At 36.4% G+C, this 21,429-nt stretch carries 19 protein-coding genes; 14 read left to right on the forward strand and 5 right to left on the reverse strand.

Going from position 1 to position 21,429, the window contains the following annotated elements; translation table 11 throughout:
* The first annotated feature begins 2 nt into the window (after positions 1-2).
* The 5 genes from CYP64_RS06480 to CYP64_RS06500 are packed head-to-tail and all read left to right on the forward strand — an operon-like array spanning position 3 to position 5,839.
* A complete protein-coding gene (locus CYP64_RS06480) occupies positions 3-1,403 on the forward strand; it encodes a CYTH and CHAD domain-containing protein (RefSeq protein WP_103649125.1) in 1,401 nt (466 codons plus the stop codon).
* 12 nt (positions 1,404-1,415) lie between these two features.
* Positions 1,416-2,138: a bifunctional demethylmenaquinone methyltransferase/2-methoxy-6-polyprenyl-1,4-benzoquinol methylase UbiE gene (ubiE, locus tag CYP64_RS06485; RefSeq protein ID WP_103649126.1), complete on the forward strand. Its 723-nt coding sequence runs from the start codon at positions 1,416-1,418 to the stop codon at positions 2,136-2,138.
* Complete coding sequence (xseA, locus tag CYP64_RS06490; RefSeq protein ID WP_103649127.1) at positions 2,131-3,297, forward strand: exodeoxyribonuclease VII large subunit; 1,167 nt, start codon at positions 2,131-2,133, stop codon at positions 3,295-3,297. The genes ubiE and xseA overlap by 8 nt, the downstream gene beginning before the upstream one ends.
* Positions 3,298-3,299: 2 nt before the next feature.
* Entirely contained in the window at positions 3,300-4,379 is a 1,080-nt protein-coding gene (gene serC, locus CYP64_RS06495; protein WP_103649128.1) for a phosphoserine transaminase, read from the forward strand.
* Entirely contained in the window at positions 4,379-5,839 is a 1,461-nt protein-coding gene (locus CYP64_RS06500; RefSeq protein ID WP_103649129.1) for a class I SAM-dependent methyltransferase, read from the forward strand. The genes serC and CYP64_RS06500 overlap by 1 nt, the downstream gene beginning before the upstream one ends.
* A gap of 30 nt (positions 5,840-5,869) precedes the next feature.
* Here the strand turns inward: CYP64_RS06500 and CYP64_RS06505 are convergent, their stop codons facing one another.
* Positions 5,870-6,610, reverse strand: a complete 741-nt coding sequence (locus CYP64_RS06505) for a sulfite exporter TauE/SafE family protein (protein ID WP_103640949.1) — start codon at positions 6,608-6,610, stop codon at positions 5,870-5,872.
* 152 nt (positions 6,611-6,762) lie between these two features.
* On the opposite strand from CYP64_RS06505, the gene CYP64_RS06510 reads away from it, so the two are divergent.
* Entirely contained in the window at positions 6,763-8,034 is a 1,272-nt protein-coding gene (locus tag CYP64_RS06510; RefSeq protein WP_103640948.1) for an anthranilate synthase component I family protein, read from the forward strand.
* Here the strand turns inward: CYP64_RS06510 and CYP64_RS06515 are convergent.
* Genes CYP64_RS06515 through CYP64_RS06530 form a run of 4 tightly spaced genes read right to left on the reverse strand, consistent with a single transcriptional unit; the run spans position 8,031 to position 13,906 of the window.
* Complete coding sequence (locus tag CYP64_RS06515) at positions 8,031-10,901, reverse strand: response regulator (protein ID WP_103649130.1); 2,871 nt, start codon at positions 10,899-10,901, stop codon at positions 8,031-8,033. The genes CYP64_RS06510 and CYP64_RS06515 overlap by 4 nt on opposite strands.
* Positions 10,891-11,646 carry a hypothetical protein gene (locus CYP64_RS06520; RefSeq protein ID WP_103649131.1) on the reverse strand — a complete coding sequence of 252 codons (756 nt, stop codon included), beginning with the start codon at positions 11,644-11,646 and terminating at the stop codon, positions 10,891-10,893. The genes CYP64_RS06515 and CYP64_RS06520 overlap by 11 nt, the downstream gene beginning before the upstream one ends.
* Positions 11,643-13,460 carry an excinuclease ABC subunit UvrC gene (gene uvrC / locus CYP64_RS06525; protein WP_103649132.1) on the reverse strand — a complete coding sequence of 606 codons (1,818 nt, stop codon included), beginning with the start codon at positions 13,458-13,460 and terminating at the stop codon, positions 11,643-11,645. The genes CYP64_RS06520 and uvrC overlap by 4 nt, the downstream gene beginning before the upstream one ends.
* Entirely contained in the window at positions 13,454-13,906 is a 453-nt protein-coding gene (locus CYP64_RS06530) for a hypothetical protein (protein WP_103649187.1), read from the reverse strand. The genes uvrC and CYP64_RS06530 overlap by 7 nt, the downstream gene beginning before the upstream one ends.
* Before the next feature lie 30 nt (positions 13,907-13,936).
* Between CYP64_RS06530 and CYP64_RS10020 the strand changes: the two genes are divergently transcribed.
* The 8 genes from CYP64_RS10020 to CYP64_RS06570 all read left to right on the forward strand — a co-directional run bounded on the left by CYP64_RS10020 (position 13,937) and on the right by CYP64_RS06570 (position 21,391).
* Positions 13,937-14,104 carry a hypothetical protein gene (locus CYP64_RS10020; RefSeq protein WP_167496277.1) on the forward strand — a complete coding sequence of 56 codons (168 nt, stop codon included), beginning with the start codon at positions 13,937-13,939 and terminating at the stop codon, positions 14,102-14,104.
* 115 nt (positions 14,105-14,219) lie between these two features.
* Complete coding sequence (gene nhaD / locus CYP64_RS06535; RefSeq protein ID WP_103649133.1) at positions 14,220-15,608, forward strand: sodium:proton antiporter NhaD; 1,389 nt, start codon at positions 14,220-14,222, stop codon at positions 15,606-15,608.
* Between the two features lie 10 nt (positions 15,609-15,618).
* Positions 15,619-17,151: a glutamine-hydrolyzing GMP synthase gene (gene guaA / locus CYP64_RS06540; RefSeq protein WP_103649134.1), complete on the forward strand. Its 1,533-nt coding sequence runs from the start codon at positions 15,619-15,621 to the stop codon at positions 17,149-17,151.
* A gap of 386 nt (positions 17,152-17,537) precedes the next feature.
* Entirely contained in the window at positions 17,538-17,942 is a 405-nt protein-coding gene (locus CYP64_RS06545) for a YbgA family protein (RefSeq protein ID WP_103649135.1), read from the forward strand.
* Positions 17,926-18,294 carry a TIGR02328 family protein gene (locus CYP64_RS06550; RefSeq protein ID WP_103649136.1) on the forward strand — a complete coding sequence of 123 codons (369 nt, stop codon included), beginning with the start codon at positions 17,926-17,928 and terminating at the stop codon, positions 18,292-18,294. The genes CYP64_RS06545 and CYP64_RS06550 overlap by 17 nt, the downstream gene beginning before the upstream one ends.
* Before the next feature lie 551 nt (positions 18,295-18,845).
* Positions 18,846-19,490: a cupin domain-containing protein gene (locus CYP64_RS06560; protein WP_103649137.1), complete on the forward strand. Its 645-nt coding sequence runs from the start codon at positions 18,846-18,848 to the stop codon at positions 19,488-19,490.
* A gap of 109 nt (positions 19,491-19,599) precedes the next feature.
* Positions 19,600-20,760 carry a multidrug effflux MFS transporter gene (locus CYP64_RS06565; RefSeq protein ID WP_103649138.1) on the forward strand — a complete coding sequence of 387 codons (1,161 nt, stop codon included), beginning with the start codon at positions 19,600-19,602 and terminating at the stop codon, positions 20,758-20,760.
* Positions 20,753-21,391: a uroporphyrinogen-III synthase gene (locus CYP64_RS06570; RefSeq protein ID WP_103649139.1), complete on the forward strand. Its 639-nt coding sequence runs from the start codon at positions 20,753-20,755 to the stop codon at positions 21,389-21,391. The genes CYP64_RS06565 and CYP64_RS06570 overlap by 8 nt, the downstream gene beginning before the upstream one ends.
* The last annotated feature ends 38 nt before the right edge of the window (positions 21,392-21,429 follow it).

Raw genomic sequence — 21,429 nt, forward strand, 5'->3', positions numbered from 1 at the left:
GTTTGGAGATAGAGCGTAAATTTTTACTCAAAAATTCTCAAATTCTAGATTTTTTAAAAGAAGCTGGAGTAGTCTTTAAGCATCTTGAAATTTCTCAGTTTTATACCAAGATAACGCAAAATGAAGAGATCCGCTTTCGAAGTGAAGAGGATAAATTTATAAAAACTGTAAAGATCGGTAAAGATCTGATCAGGGAAGAAAATGAAGAATTTTGCGAAAAAGCGGAGTTTAAAAAGGCTCTTAAAAACCGCATTGGTAGCGTCATCTTAAAAGATAGATATTTTTTTAAACTAAATAACAATCCTTGCAATATTGATATTTTTAAAAATGAACTAAACGGGCTTTGTACATTTGAAATCGAATTTAGCGATGAAAATGAGGCCGTCTTTTTCAAGCTGCCACCATTTTTAGAAAATTTTTGCCAAAGTGACGTAACTTGCGATAAAAGATATAAAAACAAATTTCTTGCCATCCATGCTAATGAAAATGAACAAATTGACTACAAAAGAGCCTATAAGATCATAAAAGAAAAAGAAATTCTGCCAAATTTTGCTGCAAATCTAAAAAGCGGAGAGGCGCTAAGAGTCCTTTTTGTTAGTATTTTTAAAGTAATAAAAAGGCTAAAAAGCCAGTATTTGATAGACAAAGATGAAGAAGTTTTGCATGAGCTTCGCGTAAATTTAAGAAAGGTTAGATCGTTACTTAAAATTTTTAGTGGCGTTTTTGATGAGAAAGTGACACTTTTTTTTGGCGAGAATTTTAAAATGCTTGCAAACTCGACAAACAAAAAGCGAGATTTGGATGTATTTTTGAGCTTTTTAAACGAGCAAAAACATGCAAATGAGCCTATCTATTTTGTGCAAAAGGCTCTAGATTTAGAGTATGAAAATGTAAAAAGCTACCTTGGCGACGAAGAAAATTACGCATTTTTAAAAGAGTGGGAGATATTTTTAAACGAGGGTGAATTTTATAAGTCAAAACTCTTTGATGTAAGCCTTTCGCGCCTTGGTTCGTTTAAGCTTAGAACGCTTTTGGTTTTAGCTCAAAAAAGGCTAAAAGGCTTAAATCAAGACTGCCCAAATGAGAGCTTTCATGATCTTAGGATAGAGCTTAAGAAGATGAGATATACATACGAGCTTTTATGTGAAATTTTCTATTTTGAAGGGCTTAAAAAGTATGAAGAGAAGCTAAAGCAGATGCAAGAAATTTTTGGCAATCTTCAAGACTATGACGTCTGGCTCGGCATCCTTAAAAGACTTCCAGAAATGCCAGATAAAGAGAGGCTCGAGAGTAAAATTTACAAGCAAATTTATAAAAGTAGAGAAGAGATACTAAGAAAGCGTCTTAAATTTATAAAAGCAACTCGCAAAATTTCAAGAAATTTAAAAATTTACTACATATAAAAGGGCAAATTTATGCAAAAACAAGAAAAAATCGTTGATATGTTTAACCAGATCGCTCCGACTTATGACGTCGCAAACAGGGTGCTAAGTCTTGGTGTGGATGTGAGCTGGAGGAAATTTGCCTGCAGATATATGCTAGAAATTTTTAAAAATAAAAGCATAAATATTGTAGATGTGGCTTGCGGTACTGGCGATATGATGGGGCTTTGGAGTGAAATTTCAAAAGAATTTGGCGTTGAGATAAAAAGCCTTACTGGTATCGATCCCTCAAGTGGTATGCTAAAAGAGGCTAGGGCAAAATTTCCAAATTTTAAATTTATAGAGGCCTACGCTGACAACACTACGCTTACAAGTGGCGAGGCTCAAATTTTAAGCATAAGCTATGGTATCAGAAATGTGGTCGAGCGAAAGGCGGCACTTAGGGAGTTTAGCAGAGTGCTTGCTTTAAATGGCTACGTTGTCGTGCTTGAATTTACAAAACGCCAGAAAAAGGGGCTTATAACCTTGCTAAGGGATTTTTACCTAAGTAAAATTTTGCCAAGTATCGGCGGCTTTATCTCAAAAAACAAAGAGGCATACGAGTATCTGCCAAGCTCGATCGAAAATTTCCTTGACGCAAAGAGTTTTTGTGATGAGCTTGTAGAGGCTGGCTTTAAGATAGAGCTTTGTAAGGGCTTTAGCATGGATATCTCGACGCTATTTATTGCTAAAAAGGTAAGAGAAGTCAATGCTTAGTGTTTCTGAGCTAAACGAAAAAGCAAAGGCACTGCTTGAAGCAACCCTTGACTACGTCGAGGTAAGTGGAGAAATTTCGCGCCTTACTAAGCACGCTTCTGGGCACTGGTACTTCACACTAAAGGATGAAAAGTCAAGCATCTCAGCTGTGATGTATCGCATGAACAACCAAAAGGTGAAATTCTTACCAAAAGATGGGCTAAAAGTAAAAATTTATGGCAAAGTGACCATTTATTCGCCAAGTGGGTCGTATCAGCTAGTGGCTAGTGCGATGCTGCCTGATGGCGAGGGTGAGCTTGAGCTTGCATTTAGGCAGCTTAAAGAAAAGCTCGAAAATGAGGGGCTTTTTGACATTGCTGCAAAAAAAGAGATACCAAATTTACCTAAAAAAATAGCCCTTGTCACAAGCGCTACTTCGGCGGCGCTTCAGGATATGTTAAAGGTCGTGACGAGTCGTTGGAAATTAAGCGAAATTTATATATTTGACGCGCTAACTCAAGGTGAAAATGCCCCAAACTCGCTTATAAAGGCTTTACGAAGAGCTGATAGATACGGCGTTGATGTGATCGTTTTGGCTCGCGGAGGTGGTAGTAAAGAGGATCTTTGGTGCTTTAATGACGAGGGCCTGGCGCGTGAAATTTATGCTACCAAAACGCCAGTCATAAGCGCTATCGGACACGAGATCGACTACGTTATAAGCGACTTTGTAGCAGACCGCAGGTCGCTTACACCAAGTGCAGCTATGCTTGATCTTTTGCCTGATGAAGAGGCGTTTTTTCAGTATCTTGATAGGCTCAGCGACGATCTTGATAGCGCTTTAAGCTTAAAGATCACCAAAAAGCAAAATTTGCTAAATGTCCTTCTTTCTAAATTTTCGTCAAACGCTCTAAAATCTAGGATCGAGCTAAAATTTAGCGAGGTGGCAAACAAGCAAAATGCCCTAACAAACGCCGTGCAAAGAAAGATCTTGCTTCTAGGCTCGACCCTTAGCTCGCTAGAGAAGGCTTATGAGATGAGGGAGCTCTTTTTTGAGAGCACAAAAGGGCTTATCGAGGTTAGAAAAAATGGTAACAAGATCGATCTAAGAGAGCTAAATTCAGGCGATGAGATAGAGCTTATCTCGCAAATTACACATAAAAAAGCAATTATCAAGGAGTAAAAATGAGTAGAAAAATCAACTTTAGCGCAGGCCCAAGTGCGATACCTTTAAGCGTTTTAGAGCATGCAAAGGCCGAATTTACCGACTACAGAGGCGAGGGCTACTCGATCATGGAGATCAGCCACAGAAGCAAGACCTTTGAAGAGATCCACTTTGGCGCGATGGAGAAGATAAGAAAGCTTTACGGCATCGGCGATGAGTATGAAATTTTATTTTTGCAAGGTGGTGCGCACTTGCAATTTAGCATGATACCAATGAATTTATATCAAGGTGGCAAGGCGCAGTACGCAAACACCGGCGTTTGGACAAACAAAGCCATCAAAGAGGCAAAAGTACTTGGCGTAAATGTAGATGTCGTCGCAAGTAGTGAGGATGAAAATTTCTCTTACATCCCTGAGGTGAAATTTAGTGATGACGCCGACTACGCCTACATCTGCTCAAATAATACGATTTATGGCACACAGTATAAGGCTATGCCAAAGACTAAATCGCCCCTAGTTGTCGATGCTTCGAGCGATTTTTTCGCTAGACCGCTTGATTTTAGCAGTATCGGCTTGCTTTACGGCGGCGCTCAGAAAAATGCAGGCCCAAGTGGCGTGACTATCGTCATTTTAAGAAAAGACTTGGTTGATCGCGTGAGCAGCCAAAATGTCCCTATGTTTTTGCGCTACAAAACGCATGTAGAGGCAAACTCACTCTATAATACACCGCCAACTTTTGGAATTTATCTTTTAAATTTAACTATGCAGCACCTACTAGATCTTGGCGGACTTGCCGAGGTTGAGAAGATAAATGCCAAAAAAGCAAGCACGCTTTATGACATCATAGACGGCTCAAATGGCTTTTACGTGGGCCATGCCAAAAAATCAAGCAGGTCAGATATGAACGTGAGCTTTACGATACCAAAAGATCACGCGCTTGAGCCAGTTTTTGTCGAAGAAGCACTAAAAGAGGGCATGCTAGGGCTAAAAGGCCATAGACATCTTGGTGGCATAAGAGCCTCTATCTACAATGCCGTTAGCCAAAGCGATGTTGAAAAACTTGGCGAGTTTATGAGAGAATTTGCAAGAAAACATAGCTGATGAATAAAACAAAGAAAGCTTACGATGAAATTCCTTATTTCTCGGCTGCATTTAGCGACTGCTCGCCAGTTAGGATAGAAGCGGTTGCTAAATTTCTGGGGCTTAAGGTAGCTGGCTTAAAAGAGGCTAGGGTGCTTGAGCTTGGCTCGTCATATGGCGGTAATATCTTGCCATTTGCCATTTCACATAAAAATGCAAAAGTCGTTGGTATCGACATTTCAAGCCATCAAGTGGCTGAAGGTAACAAAGTAGCAAAGCAGATAGGTTTAGAAAATTTTACTCTGCTTGAGCGAAATTTTTTGCACATGAACGAAAGCGATATAAAAGAGCTTGGGAAATTTGACTATATTATCGCTCATGGTGTTTATAGCTGGGTGAGCCCAAATGTAAGAGATGCGCTGCTTGCTACGATAAAGGCGCTACTTAGCAAGGATGGCATCGCTTATGTTTCGTATAATACCTATCCTGGCTGGAAGAGCCTTGATATTTTAAGAGATTTTATGCTTTTTGTAAGTTCAGGCAACGACAGCAAAGAAGCACTTGCTCATGTGAAAGGTGAGTTAAATTTTTTGCAGGATTATTTGAAATTTAGCTTACAAAACCAAAGCGATGTCGTATACAAAGATAGTATGAAGCTTCTTTTAACACAGCTAAATTTCTTACAAGGTATCATCGCAAAGGGCAATGATTATTATATTTTGCATGACTTTTTAGAGGCAAGCAACGAGCCAATCTACTTTCATAAATTTGCTAAACATATCGACAAGCACGGACTTTGCTACGTCATAGATGCCTCACTAAATGATATTTTTGCAAGCTCAACTGGCATTTACCGTTTTGACGCACATATAGAGCAAAGCTATCAAAATCGCATCAAAAAAGAGCAACTAAACGATTTTTTATTTAATAGATCATTTAGAAAAAGCCTCATCGCTCACAAGGAGAGGCTTGGCGGTGCTGAGGACTTTGACGCGGTGCTTGGAGAGAGCGAGCTTGATAGGATTTATTTTGCATATTTTAGCGAGCAGCCAAGGACAAAAACACAAGAAATTTTAAGCAAAGCCTATCCGCAAAGCCTAAATTTAAGTAAAGTAAAGGCCGCACTTGGTGAGAGCGAAGGCGAAGCATTTATGGGGCTACTTGAAATTTTAAATGATCAAAACACCAAAATTTCATCTTTAAAGCTTGCTGCACTTGCTTATGAGCCTAAAAAAACTAGGCTAAAGCCTAGAGCTGCGGCCTATCTTGGGTATTTTCTGGAGGCTAGCTCGCCAGTCATATCTTTGGCAAATGAGCTAAATGGCAAGTTAAATTTAAACCATGAAGAGATCAAGGCAGCTTTAAAATTTGATGGCAAAGCTAGTTTAAAAGATATCGCAAAGAGCGTAAATTTAAGTAAAGACGAGCTAGATAAGCTTGCTTTTAAATTAAGCGAAGCCTATTTTTTTGAAGAAATTTAAAAAAAGAGCGTGGCAAATTTAGCCATGCTCTTACTCAAAAAACATATCTTTTAATATCAAACATATCATCGCTATGTAAAAGACCAAAAACCATTTTTTAAGTGTTTTTTTGTCGGTATTTTGCGTTTTTTTGGTGCCAAAGTATGCGCCTATTAGCGAGCCAAGACCTAAAAATGCGCCCTCAGCGTATGAGATATGGCCATTTAGTGAGAGCGAGATGAAGCCCGCGATGGCTGCGAACATAACGAAAAACACGCCCATAGAAACGGCTTTTTTCAGCTCGTAGCGTAAAAAGCCAACCAAGATCGGCGCGATAAAGACGCCTCCACCGATACCGATACTAATGGCAAAAACACCAACAAAAACGCCAACTAAAAATAGCAAAAAGAGCGAATTATTCGCATTTGAGCCGTCGCTGTTTGGTGAAAAGTATAGTTTTATAAGTGAAAAGATAAATGTCACTAGAAGCATCGACTCAAGCAAGAGTGCAGGTGCGTGCGATACGATGATACCGCTAAAACTTGCCCCAACAAGACCGCCAAGCCCCAAAAATACGCCACGGTTTAGCTTTAAAAACCCAGCTTTGTAGTTTAGATACGAGCCAAAAGTCGCACTAAATATCATTTGCATGACGCTTATGCCAATAGCGGTTTTTATGTCATATCCAAAGGCGACCATTATAGGAACAACTACTGTGCCGCCACCGATGCCAAAAAAGCCAGCGATGTATCCAACGCCGATACCAATTATAAAAAGTTCAACAAAAAGCATAAATTTCCTTTTATGAGTGCCAAATTTTAGCCAAGCGGTGTTAAAAAAATAGTAAAAAGGTGAAATTTGGGCATAAATTTAGAAATTTGATAAAAATTTTAAAAACTAAAAGCGAACTTTTTTTATAATCATCAAAAAATTAAAGGAAAAAAATGCTCTTAGAACAACCACTCTTTTATTATGAAGTGATTAGAGAAAAATTTAAAAATAGCTACCTAGCTGAGGATAAGACGCAAACGATTATAGGCATTGATTGCGAATACATCGATGAAAAGGATATGGATTTTTATGGGCTTAGAAGTTATTTTGATACAAATCGTAATAAATCTTTAGCTCCGTTTGCGGGACTTTTTGGTGTTTTTGCTTATGATGGCGTGAGATATTTTGAATATATTGGAGAAGAGAAAGCTAAAAAGTACGAATTTCCAAAATTTATCTACGCTGATGCGAAGGCCTATCTACACTTTGACAAGATGAGTAAAATTTATACATTTTATGGAGATAAGAATAAATATTATGACTTTTTGATTGATACAAAAGTTGAATGCAAAAGCAAAGAGCAGAGTAAATTTAGTATAAAAACTGATCTTGGTAGAGAAAAGAAACACTTTGAGGATATGGTTGAGTTAGCAAAAGAGTATATAAGAAATGGCGATGTCTTTCAGGTGGTGCTTGGTGAATTGCTTGAAATTTCAACGAATATGAGTAGTTTGGAATTTTATAAAAAGCTCTCACTTACAAATCCAAGCCCATATATGTTTCATTTTCCTACACCTTATGGCGATGTGGTTGGCTCTTCGCCAGAGCTTGTTTTTGAGATGAAAAGTGAGCAAATTTTTGTAGCTCCGATCGCAGGCACAAGGCCTAGAGGAAGCGATGCAAATGCAGATGCGGCACTTGAAAATGAGCTTTTAAATGACGAAAAGGAGCTGGCTGAACATAAAATGCTAATCGACCTTGCCAGAAATGACATCGGCAGGGTTTCAGAGCCAAAAAGTGTATCTGTAAAAAATGCTATGCATATCCAAAAATATGAAAAAGTAATTCATATCGTAAGCGATGTCTATGGCAAGTGCGCTAAAGGGCTTGATCTTTTTGACGTCTTAGCTAGTATTTTTCCAGCTGGCACACTAAGTGGTGCCCCAAAAATAAGAGCTATGCAGATAATCAATGAGCTTGAAATTTCTGAGCGAAATATCTATGGCGGTGGCATTGGATTTTTACATTTTAATGGCGATGCTCAGGTTGCTATTCTTATTCGATCAGCCATATTTGTGCCAAGTGAAAATGGCTTTAGTGATGTATTTGTGGGGGCTGGAGCTGGTATAGTTTATGACTCAAAGAGCGAAAGAGAATACGCTGAAATTTGCCATAAGCGAGCAAGCGTGCTAAATGTATTTAAAAATAACGCAAAAGAGTTTTAGGCGTTAAACTTAATAAATTCATAAGAGCTTTTAGCGTAGCTAGTGCCCATAGAATCGATTTGCTCTCTTACTGTAGCTGAAAGCTCTGCTTTTGTGATATTTTTGGCTAGCACTTTTACAAAAGGAAATTCACTTCTTTCTTGTGCGCCAAATATCAGTACTCTTGTATCAACCTTTTTGCTTTGCCTTATCTTATCAATAACTCTTGTTAGCTCTTCGTAGTTGAAGTCTTTTACATTTTCATCTATAAGAACGATGCCATAAGTTTTGGTTTTTATCTTTGTTAATAGCTCATCAAAGCTATTTGTGGTTTCAAGTGTGTTGTAAAATTCTCCTAAAGCTGAGCTAAATATTTTATTTTCCATTGGCGATTTCTTAAATAAAATAATATTTTCGCTTTTTGCTAGATAGCTTTCGTCTATTGCAATCTCGCCAAAATTTGGCAAAAATTTTCTAAAAATTTGAGCCAGTTCGTCGCTATTTATTGGCGTTTTTATATAGGCATTGAAGTATTCTTTGACACTGTCTCCATCTATATTTGAAGTGTTTGAAAGCATTAGTATAATTGGAATTTTCGCATTTTGTATGGCTGTTTTTATAAGATCAAGATTTTTTTGAATGCTATTTTTTTCAGCTTCGAAAAATTTCGAGCCAACAAAGATAAGGTCAAAATCGCCTTGCTTTATGGCTTGTTTTAGATCTTTTTTATTGCAAACCCCAACAACTTCACAGTTAAATTTACTAAAGCCACTTGCTGTTATATCTATGTAAATTTCGTTAGTATCGCAGATTAAAATTTTTGGTTTATCGTTTAAATTTTTATTCATAATATCAGCTTCGCCTAAGCAAAGTAGCCTTGTAATGCTTAACGGAGTTAGCGGATCTTTTAAAATGAGCGGATTTTTAATATCTTGACCTTGCTTATTGGTGTTTCTTAAAAATATAGCATCATAATTTTTTGTAATAGATGGGCTAGTGCTTGTTAGCATATCCACTTTGAGCCCAAGGTCTTTTGTAGTCTGCTCAAAAGCTTCGTTGTAAGCGACATTTACATCTTGCAAGAATGCTAATTTATGATTGCATTTTATATCAAAGTCTTTATAGTTTGATGTTGTTTTAAAAATGACTACAAATTTAAACTCGTTGCCAATACTTGGAAACGAGTTAATCTCCAGCTTGCTTTCTAAATTTTTTAAATAAATTTGAGCGATTTTTAGATAAAACTCGCTTTCATCATTATTTAAGCTATTCTCATCATCTAAAAATATATCTGAAATTTGCTTTTCGCTCATGGCAGCTGAGCTATTTTTTATGCTAAAGCTTACAGAACAAAGTCCACTTCTATCAAACTCTTTTTGAACTTTTTTGATAGCGATGATAATATTTTGATGTCTTAAAGACATTGATAAAGACGCCAAAAAGATAGAGTTAAATGCGGTTTTTAATGAATTTAGATTTCCTTCTAGTTCATTTGTAAGGCTTGGATCAAGATAGCTTATAAAATTTATCTTTTTACTTTGCGAATAGACGATATTTGCTTGCAAAATTTCTTCAAAGCTTTTTTGAGGATCAAATATCTCGGTTTTATTGCATTCGCTATATTTTTTAACATTTGAGATATTTTTAGCATTGTTATAAAGCGAAGTCATGATATTTGCATTTTTTTCTATTGTGTCTATAAATACTTGCTTTTTGCTATTATTCGTTTCTATTTTTAAAGCCGCGGTCGATGTAAAAATTTCTTTATTAATGGACTCTAGCTTCTTGCTCACTGATAAAATATATCTATCTTTTATCTGAAAAAAGCTGCTATCTTTTATATAAGTTTCTTTTAGATCCTCATAAGTTTTTATGAGTTTTGATATCGCATTATCCGCACTTGTCTCTTTTGATGATAGGATATAGTTTGATATGTATTTTGACTTATCGATAAGCACCTTTAAAAATTTCAACCTAGCAGAAATACTAAGCAAAGATAAAATGAGCAAGCCACAAAGCAAAAACTCAAAAAAAGTCTTTATGCCAAAGCTTATTTTCTCGCTCTCGGTAAGTTCTAACAGCTCATTTTTTATATTTATGGCACTATCTAATAAAAGTATAAATTTATCATCTTCATACTGTTTGATTAAGATAATATCTTCGATATTTAGCTTTTCAGAAAATGCGATTTTGGCTTTAGCTTCTCTTATTTTTTTAGCTTGATAGTTGGCTTCAAACTGGTTAAAGTCTTTGTAAATATTCTCTTTTAGCTCACTTTTTGGAAGCATATCAAGATTTGGCGTGTTGTCCTTTACGGAATATATATTTTCTCTTACATCATTGTTTATTGAAAATAAAGGGCCATTTATAAAGATATTTTTTACGTAGTATTTAGTGTTGTTTGCTAAAGAGAGTTGATTGTAAATTTTACTTAAAGTTGCAACATAAGCTTTTATTATAAGCGGAAAGTCTTGGTCTAAATCTTGTTTAAAATTGCTATCTATTTCTCCATTTATATTTTGGAAAAATTCGTAAAATAGTTCATCAAATTTATCATTTTGGTTTAGATTTGCTAGTAATTCTTTTAATTTATTTATATTTCGTATCTCGATGCGATCGTCTTTTCTTATAGAATTTATAAATTTTTGTGTATTTTTTAAGGTGCTATCTCGCAACTTTTTTATATCTTCTTGGCTTTTGCCTATTAGCGTATCGTGCTCTTGTATTACAGATCTTATAGTTTGAAATACTAAGGATTGTTTATATAGTTTTTCATTTAGATCTTTTAGATCTGTAAATTTTTTATAGCTTTCATTTCCGCTATATGCGCAAAAGATCGCTGAAATTATTATTGGCGCTAATAATATATAAAATTTATTATTTTTCATGGATACTCTTTTTGCTATATTTTTTGACGATATTTTCTATCTCAATTAGTCTTTTGGTAAAAAGAGACATCTCTTTCATTTTTCCATTTTGATTGTTATCTAAAAAAGCGTTAAGCTCATTTGCAAGGTTATTAAGCTTTAAATTTAATGCAGCTTCTTTTATCTCATCTACGTATTTTTTGAGCATTATCTCGTCTTTTGCGATTATGGCTGATTGGATTTGGATAAGAATTTCTCTTGCATTGCGCAAAAATATATTTAAATAGGATGCAAAATCTTTTTTATTTAAATTTAGTATTTTAAGCGATGTTTCAAACCAAGAATCATCAATAAGTGATTGTGTCTGCGTATCAAAAAGATACCATGCGTTTAGTTTAAAAACAGGCAGTCTTAATGTAGGTTTTACTTTTACTGCTGCTATTAGATTTTGGTTGTTTATTATGTCTTGCTTTTCTAAAAGCACGATAAAAAATTTCTCACCATTTTTTAAAATGGCATTTTGCAATCTCGCTTCTAGTAAGATCGCACCACCATCTTTTCTTTTTAAATTTACTCTAGCGCTATTATCTTTCGTATTTTGTAAAAATTCCAAGAAACTGTAGTTTGGACTTTCTTGGCTTGTTATGACTAGCTCACTTATATCTTTGTATTGCAACAAAAAATCATCTAAACTATCAAAACCCAATAGCTCAAGTGAATCTTGCGTTATCGCAGATATTTTTAAATTTTCATCATATATTATCACTTCAAATTTCCTTCTTTGAGTACTGCAAGCTTTTCTGCTACGCTTTTGTTTGTTATTTTTGCCACTTCGTCTAAATTTGCTTCGCTGATTTTATCAAAACTTCCGTAAAAGCTGATTAATTTCGCGATACTGCCCTCGGATACGCCAGCTTGTCTTAGCACTGATCTTTGCATGTCGTTTTTCTGCCTTGTTTTTCTGTGAAAACTGATGACAAATCTATGGCTTTCATCGCGCATTTTTTGGAAAAACTGAAGCTTTTTATCACTTGTACTTAGACTAAAGCTACCATTTTTTGTGTAAATTTTATCCTTTGCCTCGCCTTTTGCGCGGTGAGCTTTGGCATCGATCTTTTCTTTTGAAATGGCTATCACATCGACATTTGCGCCACTGCTTTCTAAAATTTCACAGGCTAAGTTTAAAAGCACTTCACCACCATCAATGACCCAAAGATCAGGTGGGCTAAGCTTGTCAAATCTAAGCGCTCTAGCTGTTAGGCTCTCTTTCATCTGATCGTAGTCGTTTTTAGAGTTTAGATGCATGTAACGGTAGTTTTGCTTTGCCCACTCGCCGTGTTCATAGCGCACCATAGCTCCGACACTTGCCTCGCCAAAAAGGTGTGAGTTGTCGTAAGCCTCGACCACGTAAGGCGTGTGAGCTAGGTCAAAGTACTCTTTTATCTCGTTTAATAGCACGTTATCGTGCGTTTTTAGGTATTTTTCGATGCTAACTTCAGCGTTTTTTGTAGCGATTTCGCAAATTTTACGCTTATCGCCTATTTTTGGATATGTGATACTAAATTTACGTCCAAATCTCTCGTTTAAAATTTCCTCCACCAGCTCACTATCTTCAAAGCTCTCATGCACATAAATTTTGGTGCTAATTATCGGCTGACCGGCTATGAAGCTTTTTAAAATGGCCTGCTTATAAGCCTCGTTTATCTCGTCTTTTTGAGCGTTTTTAGCCTGCGTGATGTCAGTTTTTACGCCAGTTATCTTGCCACTTTGTACGCTAAATCTCACCGCACAGATCATATCGTGCACGCAAGCGACCGAGTATGCCTCAAAGTCCTCAAGTTTAGCAAGATCAACTTCAACCTTAGTTTGCATATTTTTAAGTGTTTGTATCTTATCTCTAGTCGCGGCTGCTTGCTCGTAGTCTTCAGCCTTGGCGTAGTTTAGCATGAGCTCTTCAAGGCGAGTGATGAGCAAATTTGGATTTTGTAAGGCTGCGATAGCATCGTTTACGATCTTAGCGTAGCTCTCTTTTGAAATTTTGCCTTCACACGGGGCATAACAGCGTTTTAGCTGATAAAAAAGGCAGGCTTTTTTGCCTTTGATGCAGGATTTTTTCTGAACGAGATTAAAATTTAGATAAAGCGCCTCAAGTAGCTCGCTAGCTCCGCTAAAATATGGCCCAAAATAGCGGATATTAGAGCCTTTTACCACTTTTCTAGTGATCTCAAATCTTGGAAAATCATCATTTAAATTTATAAAAATATAAGGGTAGGTCTTGTCGTCACGAAGCAAGATGTTGTATTTTGGCTTAAGCTGTTTGATGAATGAATTTTCAAGTATCAGCGCGTCTGCTTCGCTTGGAGTGACGATGTATTCAAGATGCACAGCTTCGCTTATCATCTTTGAAATTCTTGGGCTTAGTTTTTCAGCTGGAGCTAGACTTGGGGTAAATTTAAAGTAGCTTTTGACCCTATTTTTTAAAATTTTGGCCTTGCCGACATATAAGAGTCTATTTTGCGCGTCAAAATACTGATATACGCCAGGCTCGTTTGGAAGCGTTCTTATCTCGTCTATTAGCATCTTGCCTGCTCATTTTTCTTGAGCAAAATTTCTCTTAGCTCTTCAAATTTTTGGTGTATTTGCTCGTCTTTTGCTAAATTTTTAAACTCACCTTTGCTTGCTGGCATTATGAAATTTGACCTTTGCGTAGGTTGTTGTGTGAAAAATTTTAAAAACTTGCTCACGACAAATCTTATATTTTCTTCTTTTTTGTTCTTTGTATAATTGATTTCGTTAATAGGTTTTGGAGTAAGAATACTGTTAAAAACGCTATTTTTATTAAATTTGCAAAAGGTTTTTAATAACCTTTTTATATCATTTATACTACTATCACGCCTAAGCTCTAAAAGCCCAGTGGGATGAGTAAGAACAAAGGTCAAAACACCTTCTCTAACGTAGCAAAAAGCTATATAAAATCGTTTTGCTTTCCCCATAAGCTCTAAAAGCTGTTGGCACTCATTTGCCATGCTTAATTTTTCTTTATACAAAGGATTTTCGTGAATAGTATTTATCAAAAATTTAGCGTTTTTCATGGGCTTATCTTATCATTTTTTATTTTAATTTTTACTCTTTTTGCATTTAGCGGTTGTGGTTACAAAGATGATCCATTTTATGGAAATGCTCCCGTAAAAGAAAAGAAAACTGACAAGATAAACAAAATCTAGTAAAATTTTCGTATTTAAATAAAAATGTAATGTAAGCTTAATAATTTTAACTAACCTAATTTTTAGGCTCATTTAAGTAATATACCAAGATTTTTTATTCTACAAGGAGAGTATAATGAGGTTTTTTGGACTTCTAGGCTTGTTTTTCGCGATGGCTTTTGGTGCTGATGGAGAAACCGCAGCTATTGACTTAACTACTACGTGGGCAGGAATTTTATCGCTTATAATTTTTGTTGTTGGATATTTTTTCATAGCAGCAGAAGAAAATTTCCATATCGACAAAGCAAAACCTGCTATCTTTATCGGTACGTTTATGTTCCTGCTTATCGGCGTTTATATGCTTATAAATGGCATGGATGTGCATTCGCTTGAACATGAGGTAAATCACCTGATTTTAGAGATTGCTCAGATCGTATTTTTCTTGATGGTGGCGATGACATTTATCGAAGCGCTTATAGAAAGAGACGTATTTAACGCACTTAAATATAATCTCGTATCAAAAGGCTATACTTATAGAAAGCTGTTTTGGCTAACTGGTGTTTTAGCATTTTTTATAAGTCCAGTGGCCGATAACCTAACTACAGCACTTATCCTATCGACTGTGCTTTTAACGATAGATAGAAATAATACAAATTTCTTGGTAGCAGGCGCGATAAATATTGTCGTGGCCGCAAATGCAGGTGGGGCATGGAGTCCATTTGGCGATATCACTACGCTTATGGCTTGGGCTGCTGGAAAAGCGCCGTTTGTCGATTTTTTCGCACTTTTCCCAGCATCTATCGTAGGTTGGTTTGTAACGGCATTTTTACTTTCTCGCGTGGTGCCAAGTACTGCACCGCATTTTGACGTAGCAAACGAGCCAAAAGTGGTTATGAAAAAGGGCGGTAAAGCGGTTATCTTTATAGGCGCATTTACTATCTTTTGTGCAGTTATGATGCATCAGCTTTTCCACTTGCCAGCGATGTGGGGCATGATGTTTGGCTTTTCACTACTTAGTCTTTATACTTACTATTTCAAAAAAGCTCACAAAAATGAAGAGCCAATGCATGTATTTCACTATATGTCAAAGATCGAAAACAACACACTATTTTTCTTCTTTGGAATTTTAGCTGCAGTTGGCGCTCTTCATTTTGCTGGATTTTTAAATTACGCTGTATCACTTTATGATAAATTTGGCTCAACTGCTGTAAATATTGGCGTTGGCTTCCTTTCAGCGATCGTTGATAACGTTCCAGTTATGTCAGCTGTTTTGAAAGCAAATCCAGCAATGGGAGCTGATGCAGGCGAGGCGATGAGTCAGTGGCTACTAGTGACACTAACTGCTGGTATCGGCGGTTCGATGATCAGCTTTGGTTCAGCAGCTGGTGTTGGAGTAATGGGTAAATTAAAAGGAATTTATACCTTTGGTGCACATATGAAATACGCTTGGATGGTGGTTCTAGGATATATCGTATCAATCATTGTTTGGTATGTGCAGTTTGAAATTTTTCATATCTATTTTTAAAAGGTTATAAATGAACAATACGATTATAGTTTTGGATTTTGGTTCGCAGTACACTCAGCTAATAGCTAGAAGGCTAAGAGAAGAAGGTGTCTACACTGAAATTTTGCCATTTAATGCAAAACTTAGTGAGATAAAGGCGAAAGAGCCAAAAGGTATCATTTTAAGTGGCGGTCCAGCTAGTGTTTATGCTAAAGATGCTTATTTTTGCGATAACGGCGTCTTTGAGTTAAATATCCCTATACTTGGCGTTTGCTACGGCATGCAGCTACTTGCTCACACACATGGAGCTGAGGTTTTAGCGGCTGATCAAAAAGAGTATGGCAAGGCCGAGCTTAACGTTATTAAAGAGCATGAGCTATTTAAAGATACACCTTCAAAACAAATCGTATGGATGAGTCATAGCGACTATGTAAAGGACTTGCCAGAGGGCTTTGAAGTGATCGCTGTTAGTGAAAATTCGCCTTATTGTGCTTTTGGCGATGATAAACGAAAATTTTATGCGATCCAGTTTCACGCAGAGGTGCAGCACAGTGAGTATGGTACGCAAATTTTAAAGAATTTTGCTAAATATATTTGTGGCTGCGAGAGCACATGGAACATGGGAAGCTTCGCTAAAAACAAGATAGACGAGATAAGAAAAACAGTAGGTACTCACAAGGTACTTTGTGCAGTTAGTGGCGGTGTAGATAGCTCTGTGACCGCAGCACTCCTAGCGGCTGCTGTGCCTGAAAATTTGATCCTTGTCTTTGTTGATAACGGACTTCTTAGAACAAACGAAAGAGAGCAGGTTGAGGCTACATTTAGAACAAAACTTGGCGTTGAGCTAGTTAGCATAGACGCAAGCGAAACCTTCCTTGGCCGCTTGGCTGGTGTAGTAGATCCTGAGAAAAAACGCAAGATCATAGGCGAGACATTTATAGAAATTTTTGAGCAAGAGGCTAAGAAGCATGGCGATGTGAAATTCCTAGCTCAAGGTACTCTTTATACTGATATCATCGAAAGCTCAGTTGTTGGCTCAAGCAAGACGATAAAGAGCCACCACAACGTTGGAGGCTTGCCTGATTGGATGACATTTGAGCTGATAGAACCGCTAAGAGAGATTTTTAAAGACGAGGTTAGAAAGCTAGGCCTTGAGCTTGGACTAAGCCGAGAGCTAGTTTTCCGCCACCCTTTCCCAGGACCTGGTCTTGCCATCCGCATCATGGGCGAAGTAAATAAACCAAGCCTAGAGCTACTTCGCAAAGCTGACGTAATCTTACGTGACGAGCTAAAAAGTACTGGCTGGTACAACAAAACTTGGCAGGCGTTTTGCGTGCTCTTAAATGTAAATTCTGTCGGAGTAATGGGTGATAACCGCACCTATGAAAACGCTGTTTGTGTGCGTGTAGTAGATGCGAGTGATGGCATGACCGCAAGTTTTTCAAGGCTTCCTTATGATCTACTTGAAAACGTAAGCCGCCGCATCATAAACGAGGTAAACGGCATAAACCGTGTAGTTTACGATATCTCGAGCAAACCGCCTGCAACTATCGAGTGGGAGTAGAGTAACAAAAATATTTCTGCTGTAAAACCGTTGAAAATACAATATCACAACGGCTTACGGAAGCAAAAAGCTCCTTAGTGATACTATTTTGATACTAAAAGTAAGAAAAAGTAGGTTCCAAAGGGAGTTTTAAATTTAGATAAATTATTTAGAAAGCCTTCCATTATTTTGGTGGGAGGCTTTTGTGGAAACAGTGGTTAATAAATTTGAATAGGTTATAGTAATAAAAATCATTTGTATCTGAGCCCACTTTAACATACTAATAATGCAGGATATTCATTTATACCTTACCTAAACAAAAATTTAAATGCTATTAATAAATGCTTAAATTGTGATACATTGTATGGGATTTGTTTTGGTTTGAATATTTTGAAAGAAGCGTCAACATGAGACACAAAGATACAAGAAGAGAATGTGAAGAGTTATGGGCAAAAAATAAATATTTTGTACTAAGCAAATCGCAAAAAGCATATCTGGAGATAAGGGAGTACTTGAAGGAAAAAGAACTGGATGTTGTATGGCTAAATGAAAAAATACAGGAAACAAGAGATATGAAGGAGAGCAAAAAAGATTTTAGTAATGCCATTCTTCATATATGGGGATATTTCAGAAAAGATGCAAATACAATTGAAAAACAGGTATTATTTGATATATTAAATGGATATATGGCAGGGGAGAATAGTCAGAAGGCTGTAATTGAATGCATTAACACTTTACTAAAGAAATACCCTAATGAATATTTAGAAAAATCAACCTTGTTAACAGGAGAAAAATATGAGACTATGGCATGAAAAACTTATCCACTTATTGCCTAAAAATCAGCTTCTTGGACAACACAGGGAATGTTGTGCTTTGAGGGGCAATGGATGGAAAAAGAAACATAAAACCGTAGATTATGTGTTTACATATTCCCCATATCATCTTTTTATTTACCATGTATTGGTTATGGTGGAGATGGAAAAAAGAGGATATAAAGTTTCTGCGGAATGGAAAGATAAAAATTATAGAGGAAGGACGGCAGAAAAGTACGATAATCTTAAAGAGGAAATTATAAGCAGTCCAATTTACAAAGAGCACAATATCGAATATCTAGCTGATTGCATAGAAAATTTAAGAAACAAAGGTATACATTTAAAAGTATAGAAGTTGTGGAAGAGTAAATTGATATAAAAATAAAAGAAGTTGAAGATAAACTGGAAAAAGAATGTGCATCAAAAGAAATATTATATGACCTTTCAGAATGGTTTGGAATACCAAAAAGCACAGAAGAGTATATTAGTGATTCACAGGAAAAGCCTTTTCTCGCTTGTTATATGAATGATGAGTCGGTTGGTTTTGTTGTATAAATGCAACCGGCAAGGATTGTACAGATATTTTTGTAATTGGCATAAAAGATTCCATCAAATGGGTATTGGATTAGTGCTTAACGAAGCTTACAAAACTACGGCAAGGAAGCTGGGTTGCGCATATTAAAAACAGAAACTAAAAAGATACTGTTATAGAATAAAAGAAACAAATATGATATGGTAATTATTGAGTGAGAGTAGACACAAAAATCCCTTTATGAAATTTTCTGTAAATGGAACTTCCTTATATACATTAGTTTTAATTAGGATATTTTTTCTCTTTTTATTAACATTGGTCAATGAAATTTAGCTCTTAACCTTTTATAATTTTACAAAAAAGGATATAAAATGAGTCAAATTTACAATCTAAATGCCGATACGAAAGTCGTCGCAAAAAGCGTTGTTAGCAAGAGAATTTTTGATTGCGAGAACGCTCATGTCGATGTATTTGCTTTTGATACTGGCGAGGAGCTAGATCATGAGATGCTGTTTTGCGACAGCCTCGCATGGGTTGTAGAAGGCGGTGCTAGCCTATACTACGGCGAAAAGCAGATGCATATAGGCAATGAGCAAGCTTGCCTGATAGAGAAAAAAGTGTGGCGCAAGCTAGTTTTTAACGAACCAACGAAATATATTTCAATTGATTTTAAGGAGGATTTAATGATAGATCATTTACCTAAGGCAGCTATTTTTAGCTTAGTTGATGCAGTCGAATACGAAAAAGGCAAAATCGTGAGCAAAACGCTCGTAAAGAACGAAAACGGCTCAATGTCATTGCTTAGTTTTGACACAGACCAAGAGCTCTCAACTCACGCAGCTCCAGGCGATGCACTACTTATCGCACTTGATGGTGAGATGAAGCTAACTATTGGTGATGAACATTTTGATATCAAAAAAGGCGATACCATCGTGCTTCCGGGCAAAATACCACATGGATTAAAGATAAAAGATAAATTTAAAATGCTCTTAATCGTCACTAAAGACAAAATGTAATACTAAGCCCTATTTCTAGGGCTTATTCTTTATAATAACAATAGTAAATTTATACTTAATAAAGCAAAAAGTAAAGTCATAATATAATCTCTCCAAAAAAAGAAAAACTATGAAAAAAGAAAATTCCAAACTATTTTTATTGCTATTTTTAGGTGCTCTCTCTGCCTTTGGACCATTTGTTACAGATCTTTATTTGCCAGCACTTCCGGCTATTACCGAGTGGTTTAAAACAAGCGTCACAGCTACGCAATTAACGATCACGACATCAATGGCAGGCTTAGCCATAGGTCAGCTAATAGTTGGACCAATAAGTGATAAATTTGGACGAAAAACGCCACTTACCATTTCGCTCATCGTCTATACGATAAGCACTATTTTTATATTTTTTGCGCAAAATATCCAGTTTTTTATCTTTATGCGCATCATCCAAGGGCTAGCAAGTGCTGGCAGCTTAGTCATCTCAAGGGCTGTTGTGAGTGATCTTTATAAGGGCCATGAAATGACTAAATTTTTTAGTCTTATGATGGTTGTAAATGGTCTCGCTCCGATACTTTCACCAATAGGCGGCAGTTTGCTGCTTAAATTTACTGACTGGCGCGGCATCTTTATGGCGCTAACCATCATTGGCATTTTGCTTTTTATCGCAAATTTTTATTTCAAAGAGAGCTTAAGTCAGTCAAATCGCTTAAAAATGCCTTTGCTAGTGACTTATAGTGTTTTTGGCAAAATTTTAAGAAAGAAAAAATTTATGCTTTTCGTAAGCATTCAGACATTTGCGATGGGCGCGATGTTTGCCTATATAGCGTCATCTTCGTTTATTTTTCAAGAATTTTATTCTCTAAGTCCAGTAAGTTATAGCTTTTGTTTTGCTTCAAATGGTTTAGGGCTTGTTATAGGAGCAAGGCTTGCTAGTCTTTTAAATGAGAGAAAAGCGCTCAAAACTGGACTTTTTGGCACCTTGTTTGCTAGTGTTTTTATTGCTTTCATGCTTTGCTTTAAATTTGAAGTGATCGGCGTCATTATCGCATTTTTCTTATTACTTCTTTTTACAGGATTTGTCTTGCCAACTGCTTCATCGCTAGCTATGAACGAAGGCAGAGAATACGCAGGCTCAGCCTCAGCGATACTTGGATTTTGCCCATTTTTCTTAGGCGGCATCGTCTCTCCGCTAGTTGGGCTTGGTGATATATTTTATTCGACTTCTATTGTTATTTTAGCTTGCACATTATTTGCTTTGATATCTTTTTTAAGGTTAAAAAGAGTTGCGTAAAATTTATCTTATTTCAAATACAAAAACGACTGATGAGAGCGTTGTAAATTTAAGCGTTAGCAAGATAGAGTTTTTGAAATTTGAACTAAATTTAAGTGACTATGATGTGCTGGTAGCTACTTCTAAAAATGCTTTTAATGCATTAAAATTTAATAACATAAAAGCTATAAATTTGCCAGTCTTTGCCATCGCAAATAGTTGTGCGACAGCCGCAAGAGAGTTTGGATTTAGTGAAATTTATACCGGAAAGAAAGCTCACGGAGATGACTTTGCAAGAGAAATTTTGCCACTTTTAAAAGGTAAAAAGGTTCTTTATCTAAAGGGTAAAGATAGTGCTTCAAATTTCTTAGAAATTTTGCAAAATGGCGGCGTAAATATAAAAGCGATTATCGCCTATGAAAATGTCTTAAATCCTTGCAAAATGGAGCTAAAACCACCAAAAAATAGCATTTTGATCTTTGCTTCTCCGCTAAATGTCAAAAATTTTCTTAGTAATTTTGGCTGGGATGAGAGCTATCAAGCGATAAGCATTGGAAAGGTCACTGCAAAAGAGCTAGAATTTACCGAGCCAATAGTGAGCCAAAGTCAAGATATAAACGCCTGTATCGCGCTTGCCAAAACATTACTTTAAGCAAAGAATTTATATAATTTTATTGCCTGAGTGAAGCG

The sequence above is a fragment of the Campylobacter concisus genome, from assembly GCF_002913945.1.
Classification (GTDB): Bacteria; Campylobacterota; Campylobacteria; order Campylobacterales; family Campylobacteraceae; genus Campylobacter_A; species Campylobacter_A concisus_P.